Origin of the sequence: Olsenella uli (genome assembly GCF_901212675.1) — a bacterium.
In the GTDB taxonomy this organism is placed as follows: Bacteria; Actinomycetota; Coriobacteriia; order Coriobacteriales; family Atopobiaceae; genus Parolsenella; species Parolsenella uli_B.
Map to the genome: position 1 here is coordinate 18,092 of NZ_CAAKOQ010000042.1, position 20,805 is coordinate 38,896.

Here is a 20,805-nt window from a genome sequence, read left to right on the forward strand (position 1 = left end):
CATCTCTTTTGCACTAATGCGACCAAAACCGTGGCATTCCGGCCGTCGCATGCCCTATGCGCAGGCGCTACTCGACGCCCAGCCGCGCAAGTCCCATCGTTCCCACGGCGCCGACACGCCCTCCGGCGAGTGCGTCCGCCAGCCGCCCGCAGGCGTCGGCCGCCTCCCGCGGCGAGACCATTCGCGCATCCACGAGCAGGCGTGCCAACCCCATCGCGGCAAGCTCCGCAGCAGCGGGGATGAGGTCGACCGGCTCGTCGAGAAAGACGCGGGAGCGCCCGAGGCGGTCGGTCGAGACGGGCAGCCGGCGCCCGTCGATGTTCACGAGCCAGTGCGGCTCCCCGCGATAGGGACAGGTCTCGTGCCGCCCGTCACAGTCATGGGCAACCTGCAGCACGCAGTGCTCGCACGTCATGAGCCGGGGACGGCCGAACACCCTGATGCCGAGCGGGATGGGCGTGGCCTGCGCCAGCTCGCGGACCTCCGCAAGCGAGAGCTCGGGCGAGAGCCACGCAAAGCGGGCGCCCAGGCTCGCCATGGCCTCGAGCATCGCCAGGTTGTGCACGGGCACGCAGCTCCTGAGCTCGGGCTGGGCCCCGCACTGCCGGGCAAGGGAAAGCTCGGAGACGTTTCCCACGGCAACGGGCCTGTCGCGCACGACCCACGGGTCGAGCCGGGCGTGGTCGCTCTCGCGGCAGACCTCGTCCAGAAGGGGCACGAGGCCTTGGGCCCACGCCTCGCCCAGCACCTCATCCGTTGGCTCCAGGTCAATGACGTCGAGGTAGACGCGCTGGACCCCCGCAGCAGCGAGGGCTCGCGCATCACCCACGCACGACACAATCGCGCAGATCTCAGGCATGGCTTGCAAGGGCCGTCACCGCCTCTGCCGCCGCGCGCTCGAGCCGCGCGCTCTTGGTGACGCGGGCCTCAGAGCCCACCGGCATCGGCCGGGGCGTGCGCAGACGCAGGAGCTCTCCGGCCGCGGCAGCGTGCGGCGCCGCGACCACGAGGAAGCGCGTCGGCTCAGCCGGGTGCCTAAGCTCGATGGAATCGCCTGTCCCCACCGGGGCATCGAGCCGCACGACAACCTCGCCGCGAACCTGCTGCCCGTCGCGCGGCACAAAGCCCGCCTCCGGCTCGAAGCCTAAGGACACCCCCACGAGCTCGCCACGGTTGCCCGAGCGCTCGTAGCTCATGAGCTCGTTGCCAGAGGTCCCGCGCAGGTAGGCATCGGTGAGGCCCCGGTTGAAGCTGCGCTTGAGGGCACGGCGACACCTCTCGTCCAGCTCGGGCGTGTCGGTGCCGGCAGCAATGGCGTCGAGCCTCGCGCGCCAGGCGGAGGCCACCGCGTGCACGTAGGCCGCCGGCTTCATACGTCCCTCGAGCTTGAGCGATGCCACGCCCGCCCGGGCAAGCGCGGCCACGTCGTCGATGGCGCAGTTGTCGTGCGTGCAGAGGGGGCGCTCGCGCTCGGCCGGCTGCAGGCGCACGCCCTCGCGACCCACGAGGTCGAAGGGCAGCCGGCACGGCTGGGCGCAGAGCCCGCGGTTGGGAGAGCGCCCCTCGCGCAAAAAGCTCGAGAGCATGCACAGCCCCGAGTAGCTGGGGCATATTGCCCCATGTGCAAAGACCTCCAGCTCGCAGGGAGCAACGCCCAAGCCGGCCGAGCGGCGGGCCTCCTCGGCCGCGATACGCGTGATCTCTGCGAGCGAGAGCTCGCGCGAGAGGGTCACGCGCGCCGCGCCCAGCTCGGCACAGAGTGCGACGCCGCGCACGTCATGAACGTTGGCCTGGGTGGAGACGTGCACCTCGGCCCCCGGCAGCTCGCGCCGCACCAGTGAGAGGAATCCCCAGTCCTGGATGATGAGGGCGTCGGCACCCGCGGCCACGTAGCGCGCGGCCGCCTCGACGGCACCCGCGAGCTCGACCTGCTTGACCACGATGTTGGTCGTCACGTAGACGCGCGTGCCGTGCGCGTGCGCCAGCGAGCAGAGCCCCGCGAGCTCGTCCTCGCCGATGCCGGCCGCGCGACGGCGCGCGTTGAGCCCGCCTGTGACGCCGCAGTAGATGGCATCGGCCCCGGCGGCCAGCGCCGCCAGGAACGCCTCCCGGTCGCGCGCGGGGGCCAGCAGCTCGGGCATGTCTCGTCTCGTCGTCATGGCCTCAGTCTACGACAGGACCCGCTCCGGGCGCATGCCCCGGCAATGCCCCGGCCGCAGGACGACCGCCTGCAACCAAACGCTCCCCGGCATGCGCACTCCACCGATGGCCCCGTCACCTCACGCCTCTCTCGTGCACGAGGGCAAGAAAGTCGAGCCGCTCGGAGCGAATGGATGCGACGCCATCGATGAACTCGCTTGCGTAGCGCACCCTACGCACGGGCTTCACGCCGCCCGGCGGCCTCGGTGAACATCTCCGAGCGGGACGTCACGAAGTGCCCCTCCGCAAGGTCGTCAACGCCTCGACCGACGCTCTCGAGCACATGGGCCTCAGAGGCGGCATCCTCGCGCTCGCGTCGAACGAGGTCGCTGAGCACGCCCATCCCACACACACCACGGCGGTCGGGCATTGGGCGGGAGGTCGCGCGAGCCTACCGCCCGGCGCCCGTCGCGTCATAATGGGAGGGTAGTGCCGAGGCCGCCCAGCTGCGCCTCGGCGGCCGTCGCGTGCCGTCGGCCCCACGCAAGGGGCGAGGGGCGCGCGTGGAATCTGGACACGGACAACCCAAGAAGGGCAGGACCCATGGTCTCACGCATCTACGTGGAGAAGAAGCCGGGCTTCGACGTGGAGGCGCAGCAGCTGCTCGCAGAGCTGCGCACCATCCTGGGCGTGAAGGGCCTCGAGGGCCTGCGCCTTATCAACCGCTACGACGTCGAGGGCGCGAGCGACGAGCTCTTCGAGCGCTGCGTGCCCATCGTCTTCAGCGAGCCGCAGGTGGACACTGCCACCCGCGAGCTGCCCGTGCCGAGCCTCCGCCTCGACGCGAACGGCCTCGTGGACTCCGCCCCCACCGGCACGCACGTCTTTGCCGTGGAGTACCTGCCCGGCCAGTTCGACCAGCGCGCCGACTCCGCGAGCGAGTGCGTGCAGCTCGTGAGTGCCGGCGAGCGCCCGGACGTGCGCTCGGCCACGGTCTACGTGCTCACCGGCGACCTCACCGAGGCCGGCGTCGAAGCCATCAAGCACTACGTCATCAACCCGGTCGAGGCCCGCGAGGCGTCGCTCGCCCCCAAGGCCACACTCAAGATGGACGTGGCCACGCCCCAGCCCGTCGAGGTGCTCGACGGCTTCCGCGAGCTTGACGAGGCAGGCCTCGAGGCGCTCATCGCCGAGCGCGGCCTAGCCATGGACCTCGCCGACATCAAGTTCTGCCAGGACTACTTCGCCGGCGAGCGGCGCGACCCCACCATCACCGAGATCCGCGTGATCGACACCTACTGGTCCGACCACTGCCGCCACACCACCTTTGGCACCGAGCTCGAGAACGTGCGGATCGACGACGCCACGGTCAAGGCCGCCTTTGACAGGTACCTCGAGGTGCGCCACGAGCTGGGCCGCGACGCCAAGCCCGTCTGCCTCATGGACATGGGCACCATCGGCGCCAAGTGGCTCAAGCACACGGGCCAGCTCACGGACCTCGACGAGTCCGAGGAAATCAACGCCTGCACCGTCAAGGTCAAGGTCGACGTCGACGGGGAGGACCAGGACTGGCTCTTCCTCTTCAAGAACGAGACCCACAACCACCCCACCGAGATCGAGCCGTTCGGCGGCGCGGCCACCTGCATCGGCGGCGCCATCCGCGACCCGCTCTCGGGCCGTAGCTACGTCTACCAGGCCATGCGCGTCACCGGCGCGGCCGACCCCACGCGCCCCGTGTCCGAGACGCTTCCCGGCAAGCTCCCGCAGCGCAAGCTCGTGACCACCGCCGCGGCCGGCTACTCCAGCTACGGCAACCAGATCGGCCTCGCCACCGGCCAGGTGAGCGAGCTCTACCACCCCGGCTACATGGCCAAGCGCATGGAGGTGGGTGCCGTCGTGGGCGCCACGCCGGCCGACCACGTGCGCCGCGAGTGCCCCGCACCGGGCGACAAGATCGTGCTGCTCGGCGGCCGCACCGGCCGTGACGGCATCGGCGGCGCCACCGGCAGCTCCAAGACCCAGAACGTCGAGAGCCTCGAGGAGTGCGGCGCCGAGGTCCAGAAGGGCAACGCCCCCATCGAGCGCAAGCTCCAGCGCCTCTTCCGCCGCAAGGACGCCTGCCGCCTCATCAAGCGCTGCAACGACTTTGGCGCCGGCGGCGTGAGCGTGGCCGTGGGCGAGCTGGCCGACGGCCTCGACATCGACCTGGACAAGGTCACCAAGAAGTACGAGGGCCTCGACGGCACCGAGCTCGCCATCTCCGAGAGCCAGGAGCGCATGGCCGTGGCCCTGGCCGCCGCCGACGTAGACGAGTTCCTGCGCTACGCGCGCGAGGAGAACCTCGAGGCCACGGTCATCGCCACCGTCACGAAGAAGCCGCGCGTGCGCCTCTCGTGGCAGGGCAGCCCCATCGTCGACCTCTCCCGCGAGTTCCTCGCCAGCAACGGCGCCCCCAAGCACACGGACGTTCACGTGGGCGAGCAGGGCCACTGGGAGCCCAGCTGGGCCGGCGACACCCTCGCCGAGCGCATGACCTCGCTCGTGACCGACCTCAACGTGGCCTCCAGCAAGGGCCTCTCCGAGCGCTTCGACTCCACCATCGGCGCGGCCACGGTGCTCATGCCGTTTGGCGGGCGCAGGCAGCTCACGCCGAGCGAGGCCATGGTGGCCAAGTTCCCCGTCGACGGCGAGACCACCACGGCAAGCGCCATGGCCTGGGGCTTCAACCCCTACCTCATGGAGCAGGACCAGTTCGCGGGCGCCTACCTCTCCGTGGTGGAGAGCGTGGCCAAGCTCGTGGCCGCCGGCTTTGGCCACGAGGATGCCTACCTCTCGTTCCAGGAGTACTTCGAGCGCCTGCGCGACGTGCCCGAGCGCTGGGGCCAGCCCACGGCGGCGGTGCTCGGCGCCCTCATGGCACAGATGGACCTGGGCGTGGGCGCCATCGGCGGCAAGGACTCCATGAGCGGCAGCTTCGAGGAGGACGGTGCCGAGCTCAACGTGCCGCCCACCCTCATCAGTTTCGCCGTGGCGGTGGGCAAGGCCGCGCGCGCCACCTCCCCCGAGTTCAAGGGCGCGGGCCATCGCGTCATCTGCATCGACCCGGCCGAGTACGGCGACGACTGGCGCCCGGGCGTGGAGGGGCTGCTCGAGGCCTTCAAGCTGGTGGAGGGACTCGTGGAGCGCGGCGAGGCCCTGGCCATCTCCACCCCGGGCTATGGCGGCGACGCCGAGGCCCTCTTCAAGATGTGCGTGGGCAACGGCATCGGCGTGACGCTCGACGAGGGCGTACCCACCGACAGCCTCTTCGTGCCGGCCTACGGCAGCTTCATCGTGGAGCTGGTCGATGACGCCGAGCTTCCCGAGCACACCGATGCCGTGAGCGTCGAGGTCATCGGCGAGACGACCGAGGCCTACGAGCTCGTGGCCGAGGGCGAGCGCGTCGACCTGGCGAGGCTGCAGGAGGCCTGGGAGAGCGGCATCGAGGGCGTCTTCCCCTACCGCACGGCCGCCGACGCCAAGCTGCCCGAGGTGCCCGCCGAGACCTGGCTCGCGGCCGACCATGGCACCGCGCCCGCCGTCTTCACCGGCGCCAAGATTGCCCGCCCGCGCGTCATCATCCCGGTCTTCCCAGGCAACAACTGCGAGTACGACTCCGCGCGCGCCTTCGAGGCCGCCGGCGCCGAGGCCGACACCTTCGTCATCAACAACCTCACGCCCGAGGCCGTGGCCGAGAGCACCGCGGAGCTTGCGCGCCGCATCCGCGAGAGCCAGATCGTGATGATTCCGGGTGGCTTCTCCGGCGGCGACGAGCCCGACGGCTCGGCCAAGTTCATCACGGCCTTCTTCCGCGCGCCCGAGGTCACCGAGGCCGTGCGCGACCTGCTCCAGGCCCGAGACGGCCTCATGCTCGGCATCTGCAACGGCTTCCAGGCCCTCATCAAGCTGGGCCTCGTGCCGTTCGGCGACATCGTGGATGCCACGGCCGCCGCGCCCACACTCACGTTCAACACCATCGGCCGCCACCAGAGCCGCCTCGTACGCACGCGCGTGGCCAGCGACCTCTCCCCGTGGATGAGTGCCTGCAAGCCGGGCGACGTCTACACCGTGGCCATCTCCCACGGCGAGGGTCGCTTCGTGGCGAGCGACGCCGCGCTCGACCAGCTGCGCGCCGGCGGCCAGATCGCCACGCAGTACGTGGGCGAGGACGGCAAGCCGAGCATGGACCTAGCCGTGAACCCCAACGGCTCGCTCGACTGCATCGAGGGCATTACGAGCCCCGACGGCCGCGTGTTCGGCAAGATGGGCCACGTGGAGCGTCGCGGCGAGGGCCTCTACGCCAACGTGCCAGGCGAGAAGTTCATGCCAATCTTTGAGAGCGGCGTGTCCTACTTCGCCTAACCCCCGCTGTCACATTTCCTTCCGGATGATTTGTCACATTTCGGGACCCAGGCGCGCGTCTGGGTCCCGTTTATCCATGCACGCTTTCATCCGTATGATACGTCACATCACGAGCCAGGACGCCTACCTGCCCACCGTGCGCAGGTAGGCGTTCGCATAGCCGAGGTGGGCGTTCTTGGTGGGCCAGGTCACCTTGCAGCCCTGGTCAGTATGCTCCCAGGTTAAGTCTCCTCCGGACGCCTCGCCCCTCTTGGCTGCGACGGCCGCCTTGCCCGCCTCGCCAAAGGGGTCGTAGCTGCCCGAGATGCGCAGGCTGCCAAGCTCGGCGCTCATCATGGTGCCGTCGCCAGAGACGCCAAAGCCCACCACCCCGACGATCCACTTGTCGTTCGCCTTGATGGAGGTGTCCATGGAGAGCGAGCCGCGTTAATTCGGCGCGGCATTGGCCATGGGCCCCACGAACAGCACGCCGGCGACTGCCGCGACGGCGATGAGTGCCACGACCAGGGTGGCGATGCCGACGATGTTGCCTCGGCCGCGCCTGGGGTGCCTGCGCTCCACTCCGGAGCCCTCGTTCTCGTGTTCGTGAGCAAAGGCGCGCTCGGGGCCCTGCGGGGCGGGGGATGCGGCGGAGGGAGTTGGGGCTGCGGGCGCTGGCGGAACGGGAACGGCCGGGTGAGAGCAGATGGCTCGGGGCGGGAGACTCTGGCACGGGCGCGGGCTCTGGGGCAGCCGCGGACTCTGGGGCCGCAGGCGCAGGGGCCCCGACTTTGGGAAGCACCGTCACCGGCTCCGTCACGGACACCGACACGGGCCGCGTCACCAAGGTCTCCCCGACGGGGACCTCGGGCGCCACACCGGCGCAAGAACCCGCCGCCGGTACCTGGCCGCCGTCGCCGGATGCAGGGCCACCGACGCGAGCGGCTCGACCCTGGCGCCGCAGTGGGTGCAGAACTAGACGCCATCCTCGAGCTACGCGCCGCATCGCGTGCAATACATGGAGACCTCCCCGTCCGGAGCATGTCACGATTCGCATGCCGCCCTGCCGAGCGTAACCTCACTGCCGGACAATTAGTTGCGCAACAAATCACGGCCTCCCCCGCCGCTGCGGGCGGGCCCCACCGTGTTCGCACCGTGAAAATGTGACGAATCATCCGGAAGGAAATGTGTGGCTGGGCGTTTGACTGCGTCCCGACGGAACTATAGGATTTCGACTCACTCACGTTTTGCCGGGTCACGCCCGGCAAGCAACTCGAGTGGAGCGAATCCATGAGCCACAACCAGATGACGGTCGAGTCCGGGCGGCATGCATCGGCCCTGCGCACGGCGTTTCCCCTCGCCTTCCCCATCCTCTCGGGGTTCCTGCTCACCGACGCCACCTGCGGCATCTACACCACCTCGCTCGGCCTGCCCTGGTGGTCCCCCACGTTCATGTCCGTCGCCATCTTTGCCGGCTCGGCGGAGTTCGTCGTGGCCAGCATGCTCGTGGAGCCGTTCAACCCGCTCGCCACGCTCATCAGCATCTTCGCCGGCACGGCGCTCTTCACGGCGCTCGTGAACCTCGTGTTCGTGTAAGGGGCCGCCATGGTCGGGCTCGGAACGCTCATCAACGTCGCGTGTATCGTCGGCGGCGGACTCGTGGGGCTCTTCGCGAGCTCGCTCGTCACCGAGCGGCTGCAGGACGCACTCATGAAGTCGTGCGGAGCGTGCGTGATGTTCGTGGGCATCGCCGGCGCGCTCGAGAAGATGCTGACGGGACTGGTCCGCACAGACGGCACCGTCGCATTCGGCACCGCAGACAGCATGATGCTCGTGGCGAGCATGGCCGTCGGAACCGTGCTCGGCGAGGCGGCCGACCTCGACGGGCGCTTCGAGGGTCTCGGCACCTGGCTGCGCGACAAGACCGGTAGCAACGGCGACGCGCGCTTCGTGGACGGATTCGTCACGGCGTCGCTCACCGTGTGCATCGGCGCGATGGCAATCGTCGGCTCGATACAGGACGGCCTCACCGGCGACTATTCGACGCTCGCGCTCAAGGGTGTCATGGACGCGATCATCGTGTGCGCCATGGCGGCAAGCATGGGCAAGGGCTGCGCGTTCTCGGCGCTGCCCGTGGGTGTGTTCCAGGGCTGCGTCACGGCCCTGGCAACGCTGCTGCACCCCGTCATGACCGAGGCGGCGCTTGCGAACCTCTCGCTCGTGGGGTCGGTGCTCATCTTCTGCGTGGGTGTCAACCTCATCTGGCCGCGCACGTTCAAGCCGGCGAACATGCTGCCCGCGATGGTCGTGGCGGCGGCACTGGCATTTGTGTAGCGGGGACACCGCACCAGTGCCAACTTTCGTGTAACACGGAGCATACTCAGCGAGATGCCGGCGTTCGCGTGGTTGGGCTCTCGCGGCGACGCTGGCATTCACGCAGGGAAAGCAACCGCGATAGACGCTACTCTGTTGGTATCATGCCAGTACATTCAGAGGAGCGCTCTACTTCCCATCGTGCTGGCTGTATCGTACGAGTTCATGGCAGTAAACGCAGAGGAACGCTTCCGGGAGGTGGCCATGGGTAACGTCATCAGTCGCACCCTCATGTGCCGCGACCATGAGGTGCTGCACTTCGCGTACGATCCGGCACTTCGCACCGTGGTGGGGAAGCCGAACATACCCGCCCCCGGGCACCTGCCGCTTGGCTGCCTCGACAACTCGGGCACGTTCAGCTCGGCCAGGCTCGCCCAATGGCTGAGCTCAAGGGCCATCCCCGCGACAAGGCCCGGTCTATCGAGCGTGCTGCAGCGCCTTGACCTCGATACGCCAGAGGAGCTTATGGCGGCGAGCCTTGGCCTCTCCCTCTCCGACCAGTATTGGCTCAGGCCCAAGGGGTTCACTGGAGCCTGGCAGAGCGTCAACTACTTCAACAATCCCTTTTCGACCGCTCTGGGAGAAGCGCTGGCACCGCACGATCCCGACTCCGGTGCCGAGTCACTTGCACGGCTCGGCGACGACACCACAACGACGAGCGCGCCAGACTCCTCGCTCAACGGCAACCTCCCCAAGCGTTGGGAGTTCATCGGCGGCTTGCCGCATCTCGTCAAGTCGGGAAAGCCCGAGAACCTCTTCCAAGAACCGCTCAACGAACGCGTCGCCACGCTACTGTGCCGACGCATCCTCACTCCCGGTGATTACGTGCCTTACGAGCTCGTGCAGAACGGCTATCCCCGCTACCTGTCCTCATGTCCCTGCATGGTCGACGAGAACACAGAGTTCGTCCCAGCCGCAGACGTAATTCGCTCCATGAAGGTTCGCAACGAACTCTCTCGCTACGAGGCGTTCGCAGCCGCCTGCGAGACGCGAGGGCTGCACAACGCGCGCGAGCAACTCGCGAAGATGCTTGTGGTGGATCACATAATCGCAAATTCCGACCGTCACTGGGGCAACTTCGGCGTGCTCATGGACAGCGAGACGCGCGAGTGGGTTCGAATGGCGCCCCTGTTCGACATGGGTGAGGCGCTGTGGTGCGACCGGGCGCTGGCAAACGACTTCTCGCCCTACCGCATGAAGTGCCCGATGCCGTTTGCCCGCAAGATCGAGACACAGCTTGAGCGGTATGCGCAAGGCCTCTCATGGCTCGAGGCAGACAGGCTTGTTGGATTCGTGGACGAGGCAATCGGCGTGCTCGAGTTCAGCCGCGCGCTCAAGGACATGCCCGGAAGGCTTTCGGGCATCGCGACGGCGCTAGAGAGCACTGTCGCCGACGTGACCCGTCTTCGGGCATGACGGGGCGTAACGGCTACTGAAGGCGAGGACAGCACACACTAAGCAGCAGGTGGCGTAAATTCATCCAGAGAATCTAAGTTTGCCAGTTGTGCTATTCACCACAGAGCGGGCAACGCAGCCCCTCGCGCCCGCACGGCAGCCATTGCCGCCTGCGACTACTCCCCCACGCGGCAGGCGTCATAGTCGAGTCCGGTCAGGGCCTCGAAGCTGGTGAGGACGGCGTCCTCCGAGATGTCGCAGGTAAGGCGCCAGAGCGGCACGTTCGCCAGCACGGCGTCGACAACCTCGAGCGTACGGGTGGCAGCGGGGTCCTCGGAGGGCATGAACGTCTGGCGGAGCATCGTCTCGAGGAACTCGGCCGCCTCGACCCGTTCGATGGCGCAGGTGCGACCGCGCTCGATGAGGCAGACACCCCGCAGCGGGGCGGATCCGTTTTCGAAGATCCGTTCCTTGCCGCCCCACGGCGAACCCCAGACGGTGACACTTGAGCCGCACTCCCCACCCCCGGAGATCACAGGCTTGTCACCGCTGAGGATATGCGCCGCACGACCGAGGTAGCGCTGCCAGAGGAACGCATGCGTGCTCTTACCCGTGCCGCTTGAAGCGGTGAACACGTACCCGGCACCGCGATACTTCACCGCAACGCCGTGGAAGATGACGCGGTAACGGAGGGGCAACGCATTCCCAAAGGCCTGATAGAGTTTTTCACCTTCAAGATCTTCGACAGTCGCCTCCGGCACGCAAGCACAACGAGTGCTTCTTGTACCACCGAGAGACGTAAGATCCAAGAAAAGCTCTGACCTTTTTCCATCGAAGTCATCAAGCAAAGGACGCGCGCCAATATCTTGAAATCCGTCCTTCCACAAAAAAGCTTGAAAAGAAACCGGAAGAAAAGCACCCGTCACTTTGCACGTGAGTCCACCGACACGCAAAAACGAAGCACTGTCGACGGATTGGAATGCGAACCCCTCATCCACCTAGTACTCTTCTCCAACGCTTCCCACGATGGGGCCCCACCCTGGATCAGTATCCCCATGGTCACCATTAGTAGAGCTCTTGGCAGTTAGGATATCTGCCTCGTTAATGTTGATTAAATCCATCCTGGGGGTTTGATACTCTTCGAGTCGCATAGCGTTACTCCCTATCTAACCGACGATTTCTCCAAAGCCAGTTTCGTTATCGCCGAACTTGTCAGAGCCGTTGGGTGTCGACGCACCCGGATTATTGTTTCCAGGCTGTTGATTCGTCGGCCCTCCTTCAGAGTCCTCGTCTCCGCCATCTGAACCGTCATAGGCATCTTCTCCGCCGTTCAGTCCACCATGAGAATCCCCAGACACACCAGAATCGGATGCAGCTCCATGCGATGAGGTATTGGCCTCATTCTGAGAAGGGCCTGTTTGGCCGCCTGAATTAGTTCCGCCCTTTACCCCAGAACCTTGCCCAGAGTTTTGTGAGGTACCAGAGTCTCCGGAGGCATCGGTATCTTGTGCTGACGTAGCCGGGTTCTTCACTCCGGCAGATTCAGCAATTGCCGGCTGCGAACTAGCCGCAGTTGGCTGAGTAGAAGGAGACGTTGTCGACGCCGACAGTATAACTGCAGGCCTGTTGGTGGATAACGTTGCTACACCAACAGCGACGCCCACAACGACACAAAAGACAGCAACTATAGATATGCCAACCATTGCCGGAGTAATTCGGGTCTCTGCTAAGTGTTTAGCGGAAGCATCATGGGACCTGTGGACTTGGTAAACGGAACCGGCATGGCGGCTTAAACGGTCAAACGATCCACCTTTTTTTGCACTGCCAATTCCATGCTTTAGTTCACGATTCATATGGCGCTCCAGCAAAGACAAGGCGGGCCAGCCGGACAAACCCAGCTGGCCCGCAAGCAATCAAAAACTCGCTCGCTTTGACGGACCTAGTTAGTTAAGAGTCAGAGGACCGTCAGTACCCAGACCGGACTCGTCGCCCTCCTCGCCACCGCTCAACTGAGTAAAGACGTCAGAACCATTGATACGTACGAGATCGAACTCAGGCTTCTGATACTTCTTCATTACCAAACTCCCCTTTTTCACTAATTGATTTACTGGTTATCGGCAGTAACTTTGCCGTTGTTGACAATGAACGTCTTGGCAGGTCCCTTGACGACAGTCCCATCAGGAGTCGTTAGCGACGCAGTAACCTTGAACTTTCCGTTGAAGGAGGGACCGAGACCCTTCCAATACGCGCGGGTGATCAGAAGCGGGAGCTGATCCTTGGAGCCGTAAGCAGTGGCCTTAAAGATATCGGTGCCGTACTGCTTCTGATCTTCCTGGCCATTGACGTTGGCAAGCACGTAGTCATAGGCCGTGGTGGTCGTAAACGACTTGGAACCAAGCTGCTTGCCATCCGCGTCGTACTGAGTAACGTCAAACGCCATGCCATTGTAGTTGTAGGACTCAACAGCGCCAAGGAAACGGACGGCAGAGGAAGCGCCCTCGGTCTTGTACTGAGCCTTTGCATCAACGAGGGATGCGGGGATGAACTTGGCATAGGCATAGCCCGACTTCACGTCCTTGGCAAGCACGTGCTGGGCAGCATAGCTGTCGAGACCCGGCTTGCTCAGAGCCTTGATACCTTCGATGCCCGACGTGAACTTATCGCTGTTGTTAGGCTCGCCCGTACGAAGGTCGCCGCCCTGGGTGTACCAACCGGCGAAGACATAGCCCTCGGGGGCAACGTCGCCCCCGATGCCTGAGGTGGCGCCGGCCTCAGGCGCGGTGAAGGTGCCCTTGGCACGGTAGGCGCTCACGTCCCAGCCGGCCTGGAGGTCATGGACCGGGCTGTAGGCATACGCGTGGCCATCGCCCTTGATGCTCGTTCCATCATTCTTGGCAATCTCGTACTTGCCGTACACCTGAGACTTGCCAAGCGGGAGATTCGCCGTCACCGTGGCGCCCTGAGCGGCATCGCTGGGATCGCTCGCAGACTCCGTGGCCCCGTCGGTCAGCTTGTCTGCCTTCGCAGCGACCAGCTTCTCCAGGTCATCAACGCTCGCCTGGTCATCGAGCTTCCACAGACCACGGCTCTTGCTCGCATCCGTCACACTCTCGGATACCGCGTTCTGGCTGTCGAAGTGCGCGGACGCCTTGTACTGGCCGGACGTGAGGTAATCGCCGACGTACTCGGACTTGATGTTGGCGAAGCTCGGGGTGTCGAAGTTCGTGCTGTAGGAAGCCGGGCCGTTAGATTCGGTTGTCTCCTGCTCGTACAGATTCGCGGCCGTATCCAGATAGACAGCCGGGAGCTCGCCGACCTTGCTATCGGAGATGGTGGACACGGCGCTGTCCGTCAGATACGCCTTTGCGGCGCCCTCGAGCTGGAGCGTCGCCTTGATCTCCACATCTCCGACATTGGCACGCCCGCCCGGCGCGATGTAGCCGAACTGGGTGTCATGCGCAACGAGCTTCGCACCCGTCGGCTGGCCGTTATTCGTACCGTCGATACGGACGGTGCCGAGGTCGTCAGCGTTGCCATACGCATTAAAGCTTGCATCGTCGGTCGGGTCAATCACGACGGTGCCGTACGACTGGATTGCCTGGTGCTTTGCATTCTCGGCCGTGAAGCGACCGTCAGTGATGGTCAGCTTGCTGTTGGTTCCGGCGGTTACGCAATAGGATCCGCCGTAGTTGCCCTTGTTGTCTTCCGCCCAGCCCGTACTGCCCTCGACCTTGGCCATAAAGCCCGACGGGGCAGCACCGAGCACGGCCGTCGCAGGCTTGCTGGCCTCGCTGCTCGAGACAAGCTTGATGGCGTAGCCTTCACCCCTACCGTTATCGGTCACGATGTCGCCGGTGCCCTTGGTCTCGAAAGAGCCGCCGGGCTGGACCGTAATGGGCTTGACCGCATTGAAGGGCGAGCCCACGTTGCGGGCGTCGTTGACATTGACGTCCTGGAACGTGAGCTTGGCACCATCGGCTACGTTGAACTCGATGCCGTAGAGGTACGCATACGAGTTGCCGGTCTTGTTGACGATGGTCACGTCGTGGTTGATGTTGACGGACTCGGGGGTGGTGCCACTCGTTGCACTATACTTGTGAGTACCAAAAACGTTGGTATAGAAGAAGTTGAACAGGCCATTGCCATCCTCGCCGTTACCGGTGAGCTCAATGGTGGAAGCCCCGCTCTTGACAGCATCGATGAACTGCTTGCCACCGCCGGTTACCTGGACGGTACCGGCCGCAACAGCCGCGGGCTGGGCGGCATCGGTCGCACCGTTGTCAGCGGCGGCCGTGGCCTGCTGGGTGGCCGAGGCGCTCGAGGCCGCCTGCGTGGTGGCAGCGGCCGTGGTCGCAGCCGTGGTCGCGGACTGGGCTGCCTCGGTGGTCGCGGCTTCCTGCGTGGTGGCCGCGGCAGTGGTCGAGGGCTGCTCGGCGGCAACCGCGAACACGGGCGTGGCCGTGAGGGCGAGACCAAGGACTACGGCGCTAGCGGCGCGCGTGATACGAGGAGCCACCCCCCCCCCCAAGCATTTTCTTCATGTCCTTCTTGCTCCCCTCGTCAACGGTGCGCCACCCTTGTGACGGCTCATCCGAAACACCCGAATATGAATTCAGGAATGAAACAGGCCATAGTATAGGCAGTTTCAAAAGTGATTCTCCTCATACTTTGTAACGCTTGCGTAAGGGCTACCGCTTTCTGGTCAACTTCTTTCGCCTACATTTAAGGGATACCTGTTTACCAGCTTGTTTACCTATTTTCCATTTTAATTGGTGATTTCCAGGTTCGCATCTCGAGAAACGCGGAACAGATTTGCCGCCTTTACGCAAGCATTACAGATTCCATACAGGCCTGTTTCAATTTTATGCACGCGAGCGTCCATGCTAGGCCCGTCTGGCCTTTCTGCAGGCCAATGCTGATTGACCGGCACACCCCTCCCAAAACGAGAAAGAAGGACGTTCATGGCCCAACTCAACCCGAACATCTCGCGTCGCGGCTTCATGCGCCTAGCGCTCGCCGGAGCCGGCTCCGCCGCATTCGCCTGGGCCTTCGCCCAGGACCCCGAGGCCGCCTTCGCAGCGGAGGAGGCCTCTGCCGCCGCGCCCTACGCCAACACCGTGAAGATCGCGATTCTCTCCGACATTCACTACATGTCGCACACGCTCTTCGCCGAGAACGACGCGTTCCACTCCGCGGAGAACTCTGATCGCAAACTCTTCCGCCAGAGCGCCGACATCCTCGACAAGGCGCTCCAGGACGTGCGCGCCTACAAGCCGAACGCCATCTTCGTCTCCGGCGACCTCACCAAGGACGGCGAGCAAGTCTGCCACAACGAGGTGCGCACCAAGCTGCTCCAGACAGCCGGCGACAGCGCCAAGGACTGCGTCGTCCGCATCATCAACGGCAATCACGACATCAACAACAACGTCGACGGCCGCGACTTCACCAAGATCGGCGCCGACGGCAAGGCCGCCCCGGCCGGTGCCGTCACGCCCTCCGAGTTCCGCAGCGACGCCTACTACGGCAAGTGCGGCTACAACGACGCGGACGAGCTCTACGTCAACAGCTCGTACTACCTGCAGCCCAAGTCTGGCCACGACGCCACGGCCGGCGCCGCCTCCTACGTCACGCACTTCGCCGGCACGGACGGCACCAGGGTCACGATGATCTGCGTCGACTCCTGCCGCTACTCCTACGACACCACCGACACCGGCACCGACGAGCACGAGACCCACGGCCGCATCACCGGCGTGCCCAAGGGCGCAGACGGCAACGCCGTGTTCGACCCGAGCCAGCTCGGCACGACGGGCCTGCTGCCTTGGATCGTCAAGAAGGCCCAGGATGCCAAGAACAACGGCGACGTCGTCTTCGCCATGCAGCACCACGGCATCGTGGCGCACTTCGGCCAGGAGCCGACGATCCTTGCCGACTACCTCGTCGAGGACTACGACGTGGTGGCCCAGTACTATGCGTGGGCGGGTATCAGCTGCGTGCTCACCGGCCACATGCACGCCAACGACGTGGCCGCGCACCAGTTCCCCGAGTTCCAGGACACCAACACGTACCCCACCGCCGTGCCCGCCATCTACGACATCGAGACCTGTGCCACCGTCACCTACCCGTCCGACATCCGCTACCTCACGCTGAACTTCGGCCGGGACGCGGACGGCGCCACGGGCGCGACCCTCGCCTTCGCCTCGCACAAGCTAGGAGCGGTGACCTACACGCTGAAGAACGGCGACAAGCTGGCCGACTGGGACGACGCCGGCACACCCGCGCAGGGCACGATCGCCGACATCACGGAGTTCGGCCACGAGCGCCTCCTCACCAAGGCGCTGCTCACCAACATCGTGAGCGTGTACGGAACCATGGCGCTCGAGTACATCGAGGCCACGGACGGCCCGTACTTCATCGAGAGCCTGAAGATCCCCGGTGGCGGCATCAAGGCGCTGCTCGCGAGCATGCTGAGCTCGACCCTCGCGCCGGACGCGACCGAGGAGCTCACGGCCGACCAGCTCAACGGCGCCGTCTTCAAGTTCCTGGCGAAGTACCTGACGGACGCCGGGTACACGAGCGTGGACACGGGGCTGAAGATTGCCGTGCCGGACAAGCAACTTACGCCCGGCATGACGTACCAGACGGTGCTCGGCAAGGCCATCAGCATCTGGTACAACACCGCGAACAGCCTCATCACCATCAACAACACCGACAACGCGGCCTCCGCAGCCTTCACGCTCTCGACCACGCCCGAGCAGGACGCGCGCGCCGCACAAATCGTGAACGACGCCGTGGCAGAGAACGGCGGCGTCATGCCCGCCGCCGTGGTGCACCTCAACGCCACCATCTCCGCCGCGGGCGACGTCTCGCTCAACACCTTCCTCAACACGGTGTTCGCCGACCTCGACACGATCATCAAGAACAAAGGCGTCGAGGGCGCCAAGCTGCTCGACATGATCCAGCGCATCCTCGTCGACGCCTGCGACGCCCCGATCCCGGCCAACACCAGCGAGAACCTGCTTGGCATCATCAACTACGCCTACGCCTACCACCTCAAGGGCGACGAGCAGCGCGACGCCTGGGTGCAGACCGCCCTCGACGCGATGAACACGAAGACGGGCGTGGACGCCGACGGCAACAAGGTCGAGAATGACGGCTCGCTCATCTCGTTCGTCCGCAAGGCCGTGGACGGCAACGCCAACGACGCCGGCCAGGCCAAGGCCGCCGACCTCATGCTCATCCTCGCCGCGATCCACACCGACGCGACCAAGCTCGCGAACATCGACGCCGGCGCGGTCTTCACCACCATCATCAAGAATATCCTCTCGAGCAACTTCGGCACCGCCGACAAGCTCGTCTCCGCCCTCGCCGGCTCGGACAGCACCCCCGGCATGGCCATTCCCGACATCCCGGCGCTGCGCACCTTCGTGATGCCGATCCTCTACACCCTCACCGAGGATGACAACGCCGCCAAGCCGGGCGATGACGCCGAGAGCGGCACCGAGCCCGACGCCTCGAAGGTCGACCCCTCGGCCGGCCTCGAGAACCAGGGCGACCACCACTTCGGCTTCACCGTGGGCACGGGCGCGCTGACCGGCGAGGTCGTGATCTCCGGCGACGGCGTGAGCGAGAACGCCGCCAAGCTGCAGCTCGGCAAGACGCTCCAGCTCACCGCCACCTACCAGAGCAACGCCCCGCAGACCTACGCCGCCTACGACGGCAAGTGGAGCTCCGACAACGAGGCCGTGGCGACGGTCGACGCCCAGCGCGGCCTCGTGACCGCCGTCGCGCTCGGCACCGCCAACATCAGCGCGATGGTCAACGGCGCCACGGCGAACGTCGCCGTCACCGTCGTCGCGGCCGAGGTCGCCGGCGCCGACATCCTCAACGTCGACTTCCGCCGTCGCTCCGCGCAGGACTGGACGGGCAAGCACGCTGCCGACCGCTCGCACTACAGCGGCGGCACGCGCATGGACAAGACGCTGCGCCAGCCCGTCGCGATGATGGACGGCAAGGGCGGCCTGGGCTACAAGCTCACCGCCGACGACTACTCGGCGATGCAGAACGGCTTCACGATGGAGCTGCTCTTCAAGGTGCCGAACACCAAGGCCGACGGCAAGAACTACCGCGGCCTGTTCGACAACGTGCAGAACGACGGCATGGGCCTCCACCTCGACAAGGACGACGGCGCGAAGCTCACCTTCGAGGTGAAGAAGGGCGCGAGCTCGTCTAAGACCGCGAGCGTGAGCGGTGTCAAGGCCAACACCTGGTACCACGTCGTCGCCGTGAACGACAACGCAGGCACCGTCTCCGGCCAGGCGCAGATGACGCTCTACGTGAACGGCACGCAGGGCACCTCCTCGCCGGACGCTCAGGCCGTCGGAAGCCAGGAGAAGTCCAACACCATCTACATCGGCGCCGAGGAGTCCATGAACAACGGCGGCCCGGAGTTCCCGGCCGTCCGCAACACGGCCATCGCCTTCGCGCGCATCTACGGCAAGGCGCTCTCGGCCGATGACGCGGCCTCGCTCTACGCGAAGAGCGGCCTGCAGCAGCAGTAACGACGCGCCCTGTGCCCGAGCCGCCGCTACGCGAGGGCGGCTAGGCGTAAGCGCCCCGAACCCTCCTGCCACTTCGGCATGGCGCCCGGACCCCGCAGCCGAGCGCGACGGACCCGGAAGCCTCACGGCTCCCGGGTCCGTTTTGTCTAGCGTGAGCGCTCAGGCATGGCTTTCGGAGCACGCATGGTCTTCACGTGATAAAAGGGGCGGTCGGGGCGTGGCGTTTGTCCCTGCATGCCCATCCCCTCTTCCGTATCGTCAAGCAGGCCCTTCGTTTTCTCCAAAATAGGATTCCGGATTATCCCGAACGATATTCTCGTTATTTATGGAATGGAATCTCCGTATCTTCCTGAATGTCTAACTCGTATTTTTCTGAATGTAGTTCTCGCATTTTACCGAACATAACTCACGTAAAATACCGAATATGCAGTTAGGAGGCCCTGATGAACGATAAGACCAATCAAGACACAACCAACCTCACTCCCCATGGCTACAAGCCCCGTCTCATCGAGAAAAGGCTCGACACGCTGATGGCGACTTTCGGCTGTGTCGAGATCACCGGGCCGAAGTGGTGCGGCAAGACGTGGACCGCCATGACCCGCTGTGCAAGCATCGCAAAGCTCGACAGCCCCACCGAGCGTGAAGCGGCAGAGATGGACCCCAAGCTCGCTCTGGTCGGGCAGCCTCCTCACCTCGTCGACGAGTGGCAGGAAGTTCCCGAAGTCTGGGACGCCGCAAGGCGCTTCGTCGACGATGCCGGAGACAAGCACGGTTTGTTGCTGCTTACGGGGTCGACCGCCCTCAAGAAAGCGGAACGGGGAAGGGTGCGGCACAGCGGGGCGGGAAGGATAGCGCGGCTTACCATGCGGCCCATGACGCTCTCCGAAGCAGGAGAGTCCTCCCCCACCGTTTCGCTCAAGAAACTGTTCGAAGGCGAACCGCCGCAGCCCGCACGCTCAGATACCGAGGTTTCTGATGTAGCGCGCTGGTGCTGCAGGGGAGGTTGGCCGGCAGCCCTCGGCTTGTCCGACGAGACGGCAGTGGAGGTGGCGGCCCAATATATCCAAGCCGTCCTGGACGTCAACGTTCTGGAAGACGGCCGCTCGCCGGCTTTGGCTCTCGCGCTCATGCGGGCCCTCGCGCTCAACGAAAGCCAGGCCGTGACCTACAAGACCCTCGCAAAGGATATGGCTGGCGGGGAGAAGGGGCCGGACGAGGGCACGCTCTCGGCCTATCTCGAGCTGTTCAGCCGCTTGCAGCTTATTGAGGACCTCTATGGATGGGAGCCTCCCATGCGTTCCAAGGCGCGGGTGAGGGTGAAGCCGAAGCGCTACTTCTGCGACCCTTCGCTCCCTGCCACCCTGCTTGGCGCAACCCCAGCGCGGCTCCTCAAGGACACGCAGACCCTTGGCATGCTCTTCGAGAACCTTGTGATTCGAGATCTTCGGGTATTCCTGTCGACGTATGCCGGCATCGGCAACGATGTCCGGTACTACCGTGACGAATCAGGGCTGGAAGTCGACGCGATTCTCGAGTATCAGGGTAGCTGGGCCGGCATCGAGATCAAGCTCAGCGACACGAAGGCCGACGAGGGGGCCAAAAATCTGCTGGCCCTCAAAAAGAAAATCCTCTCCAACCCGGCAGCGAGAAACGCCGAACCCGCCTTCCTTGCCGTCATCGTTGGGCGCGGGAGCCTGGCATACACACGAGACGACGGAGTGATGGTCATACCGGCGGCGGCCCTCGGAGCATAAGCCCGACCCCAGACGCATCTTGATCGGCATGGCGCCTGGCCCCCGCAGCCGGACGCGACGGACCCGGAAGCCCCACGGCTCCCGGGTCCGTTTTTTACTGGATGGGGCACTCGTATTTTGCCGAATGAGATTGCCGTAATTTCCTGAGTGAATTATCCGTATTTTACCGAATGACTAGCTCGCATTTTACCGAGTTAGTCCATCTA

At 65.0% G+C, this 20,805-nt stretch carries 15 protein-coding genes; 6 read left to right on the plus strand and 9 right to left on the minus strand.

The window, feature by feature from the left end:
- Positions 1-67: 67 nt before the first annotated feature.
- The 3 genes from EFAMC1_RS06620 to EFAMC1_RS06630 form a co-directional block, all read right to left on the minus strand.
- On the minus strand, positions 68-859 hold the full coding sequence (locus EFAMC1_RS06620) for a U32 family peptidase (RefSeq protein WP_154053519.1): 792 nt from the start codon (positions 857-859) through the stop codon (positions 68-70).
- Positions 852-2,141: a peptidase U32 family protein gene (locus tag EFAMC1_RS06625; protein WP_187324592.1), complete on the minus strand. Its 1,290-nt coding sequence runs from the start codon at positions 2,139-2,141 to the stop codon at positions 852-854. Before EFAMC1_RS06625 ends, EFAMC1_RS06620 begins: the two co-directional genes overlap by 8 nt.
- 230 nt (positions 2,142-2,371) lie before the next feature.
- Positions 2,372-2,542 (minus strand): hypothetical protein, encoded by a 171-nt coding sequence (locus EFAMC1_RS06630; protein WP_187324593.1) that lies wholly within the window; start codon positions 2,540-2,542, stop codon positions 2,372-2,374.
- 200 nt (positions 2,543-2,742) lie between these two features.
- Between EFAMC1_RS06630 and EFAMC1_RS06635 the strand changes: the two genes are divergently transcribed.
- Positions 2,743-6,540 carry a phosphoribosylformylglycinamidine synthase gene (locus EFAMC1_RS06635; protein WP_154053521.1) on the plus strand — a complete coding sequence of 1,266 codons (3,798 nt, stop codon included), beginning with the start codon at positions 2,743-2,745 and terminating at the stop codon, positions 6,538-6,540.
- A 123-nt stretch (positions 6,541-6,663) separates the two neighbouring features.
- Here EFAMC1_RS06635 and EFAMC1_RS06640 read toward each other — a convergent pair whose 3' ends face one another.
- Positions 6,664-6,951, minus strand: a complete 288-nt coding sequence (locus EFAMC1_RS06640) for a hypothetical protein (RefSeq protein WP_154053522.1) — start codon at positions 6,949-6,951, stop codon at positions 6,664-6,666.
- A gap of 15 nt (positions 6,952-6,966) precedes the next feature.
- Positions 6,967-7,101 (minus strand): hypothetical protein, encoded by a 135-nt coding sequence (locus EFAMC1_RS11215; RefSeq protein ID WP_261981809.1) that lies wholly within the window; start codon positions 7,099-7,101, stop codon positions 6,967-6,969.
- A 708-nt stretch (positions 7,102-7,809) separates the two neighbouring features.
- Here EFAMC1_RS11215 and EFAMC1_RS06645 point away from each other — a divergent pair.
- Genes EFAMC1_RS06645 through EFAMC1_RS06655 form a run of 3 tightly spaced genes read left to right on the plus strand, consistent with a single transcriptional unit; the run spans position 7,810 to position 10,308 of the window.
- Positions 7,810-8,115 (plus strand): AzlC family ABC transporter permease, encoded by a 306-nt coding sequence (locus EFAMC1_RS06645; protein WP_154053523.1) that lies wholly within the window; start codon positions 7,810-7,812, stop codon positions 8,113-8,115.
- Between the two features lie 9 nt (positions 8,116-8,124).
- On the plus strand, positions 8,125-8,853 hold the full coding sequence (locus EFAMC1_RS06650) for a DUF554 domain-containing protein (protein ID WP_154053524.1): 729 nt from the start codon (positions 8,125-8,127) through the stop codon (positions 8,851-8,853).
- Between the two features lie 54 nt (positions 8,854-8,907).
- On the plus strand, positions 8,908-10,308 hold the full coding sequence (locus tag EFAMC1_RS06655; RefSeq protein WP_154053525.1) for a hypothetical protein: 1,401 nt from the start codon (positions 8,908-8,910) through the stop codon (positions 10,306-10,308).
- Between the two features lie 155 nt (positions 10,309-10,463).
- On the opposite strand, the gene EFAMC1_RS06660 is transcribed toward EFAMC1_RS06655, so the two are convergent.
- The 4 genes from EFAMC1_RS06660 to EFAMC1_RS06670 all read right to left on the minus strand — a co-directional run bounded on the left by EFAMC1_RS06660 (position 10,464) and on the right by EFAMC1_RS06670 (position 14,803).
- Complete coding sequence (locus EFAMC1_RS06660; protein ID WP_154053526.1) at positions 10,464-10,985, minus strand: hypothetical protein; 522 nt, start codon at positions 10,983-10,985, stop codon at positions 10,464-10,466.
- Positions 10,986-11,453: 468 nt separating this feature from the next.
- On the minus strand, positions 11,454-12,140 hold the full coding sequence (locus EFAMC1_RS06665) for a hypothetical protein (protein WP_154053527.1): 687 nt from the start codon (positions 12,138-12,140) through the stop codon (positions 11,454-11,456).
- A 90-nt stretch (positions 12,141-12,230) separates the two neighbouring features.
- Positions 12,231-12,362: a hypothetical protein gene (locus EFAMC1_RS11220; protein ID WP_261981810.1), complete on the minus strand. Its 132-nt coding sequence runs from the start codon at positions 12,360-12,362 to the stop codon at positions 12,231-12,233.
- Between the two features lie 29 nt (positions 12,363-12,391).
- Positions 12,392-14,803, minus strand: coding sequence for a hypothetical protein (locus EFAMC1_RS06670; RefSeq protein ID WP_154053528.1), 2,412 nt, complete (start codon positions 14,801-14,803; stop codon positions 12,392-12,394).
- Between the two features lie 445 nt (positions 14,804-15,248).
- Here EFAMC1_RS06670 and EFAMC1_RS06675 point away from each other — a divergent pair, with 445 nt between their 5' ends.
- Together EFAMC1_RS06675 and EFAMC1_RS06680 are read left to right on the plus strand one after the other, a co-directional pair.
- Complete coding sequence (locus tag EFAMC1_RS06675; protein ID WP_154053529.1) at positions 15,249-18,845, plus strand: LamG-like jellyroll fold domain-containing protein; 3,597 nt, start codon at positions 15,249-15,251, stop codon at positions 18,843-18,845.
- A 443-nt stretch (positions 18,846-19,288) separates the two neighbouring features.
- The gene (locus EFAMC1_RS06680; protein WP_154053530.1) at positions 19,289-20,599 is read left to right on the plus strand and encodes an ATP-binding protein; all 1,311 of its coding nucleotides are present in this window, start codon (positions 19,289-19,291) and stop codon (positions 20,597-20,599) included.
- Positions 20,600-20,805 lie beyond the last annotated feature (206 nt).